The sequence below is a fragment of the Achromobacter sp. GbtcB20 genome (assembly GCF_019091095.1).
Lineage (GTDB): Bacteria > Pseudomonadota > Gammaproteobacteria > Burkholderiales > Burkholderiaceae_B > Achromobacter > Achromobacter mucicolens.
The window spans coordinates 2,834-4,485 of the sequence record NZ_JAGXJZ010000049.1 but is presented as its reverse complement, the minus strand read 5'-3'; the positions used below and the strand labels follow the sequence as shown (position 1 = coordinate 4,485).

The 1,652-nt window shown below is 53.6% G+C and carries 2 rRNA genes (1 of these 2 cut by a window edge); both read right to left on the bottom strand.

What is annotated here, in order from left to right:
• Positions 1-79 (bottom strand): 5S ribosomal RNA (gene rrf / locus KVT32_RS27535); the annotation flags it as partial.
• A 203-nt stretch (positions 80-282) separates the two neighbouring features.
• A 23S ribosomal RNA gene (locus tag KVT32_RS27530) occupies positions 283-1,652 on the bottom strand (it continues 1,273 nt past the right edge of the window).

The following is a 1,652-nucleotide window of genomic DNA, read 5'->3' as shown; positions in this document are numbered from 1 at the left end:
CACTATCATCGGCGCAAAGGCGTTTCACTGTCCTGTTCGGGATGGGAAGGAGTGGGACCACCTTGCTATGGTCGTCAGGCGTAACTGGTTGAGCAGTTGCGGGTTAGGCAACCGCTCCAATCTTGGAAGAAGCGCAACGCGTGGCGATCAGAGCCTGGGGCTCGATGATCGGCGCACGGTGGGGTGTAATTGTGTTGGCTGGCTGCCGACGGTGCAGCCAGTATTTTGTATTGAACGACACTTGGAACGCTATATCACCAGGTCAATAACCATCAGTGTTATAGGATCAAGCCTCACGGGCAATTAGTATCGGTTAGCTTAACGCATTACTGCGCTTCCACACCCGACCTATCAACGTCCTGGTCTCGAACGACCCTTCAGGGGGATCAAGTCCCCGGGATACCTAATCTTCAGACGAGTTTCCCGCTTAGATGCCTTCAGCGGTTATCTCTTCCGTACTTAGCTACCCGGCAATGCCATTGGCATGACAACCGGTACACCAGAGGTACGTCCACTCCGGTCCTCTCGTACTAGGAGCAGGCTCCGTCAAGTATCCAACGCCCACGGCAGATAGGGACCAAACTGTCTCACGACGTTTTAAACCCAGCTCACGTACCTCTTTAAATGGCGAACAGCCATACCCTTGGGACCGGCTACAGCCCCAGGATGAGATGAGCCGACATCGAGGTGCCAAACACCGCCGTCGATATGAACTCTTGGGCGGTATCAGCCTGTTATCCCCAGAGTACCTTTTATCCGTTGAGCGATGGCCCTTCCATTCAGAACCACCGGATCACTATGTCCTGCTTTCGCACCTGTTCGACTTGTCAGTCTCACAGTCAAGCACGCTTATGCCATTGCACTATCAGCACGATTTCCGACCGTACCTAGCGTACCTTCGAACTCCTCCGTTACACTTTAGGAGGAGACCGCCCCAGTCAAACTGCCTACCATGCACTGTCCCCGATCCGGATCACGGACCAAGGTTAGAACCTCAAACAAACCAGGGTGGTATTTCAAGGATGGCTCCACGTGATCTAGCGACCACGCTTCAAAGCCTCCCACCTATCCTACACAGGCCGGTTCACAGTCCAATGCAAAGCTACAGTAAAGGTTCATGGGGTCTTTCCGTCTAGCCGCGGGTAGATTGCATCATCACAAACACTTCAACTTCGCTGAGTCTCAGGAGGAGACAGTGTGGCCATCGTTACGCCATTCGTGCAGGTCGGAACTTACCCGACAAGGAATTTCGCTACCTTAGGACCGTTATAGTTACGGCCGCCGTTTACCGGGGCTTCGATCAAGAGCTTGCACCCCATCACTTAACCTTCCGGCACCGGGCAGGCGTCACACCCTATACGTCGACTTTCGTCTTTGCAGAGTGCTGTGTTTTTAATAAACAGTCGCAGCCACCGATTCTCTGCGACCCCATCATGCTAAGCGCGCAGGCGCTTCACACTACCGGGGTATACCTTCTCCCGAAGTTACGGTATCAATTTGCCGAGTTCCTTCTCCTGAGTTCTCTCAAGCGCCTTGGAATATTCATCCCGTCCACCTGTGTCGGTTTGCGGTACGGTCTCGTACAGCTGAAGCTTAGAGGCTTTTCTTGGAACCACTTCCGATCACTTCGCAAGCAATGCTCGCTCGTGCCA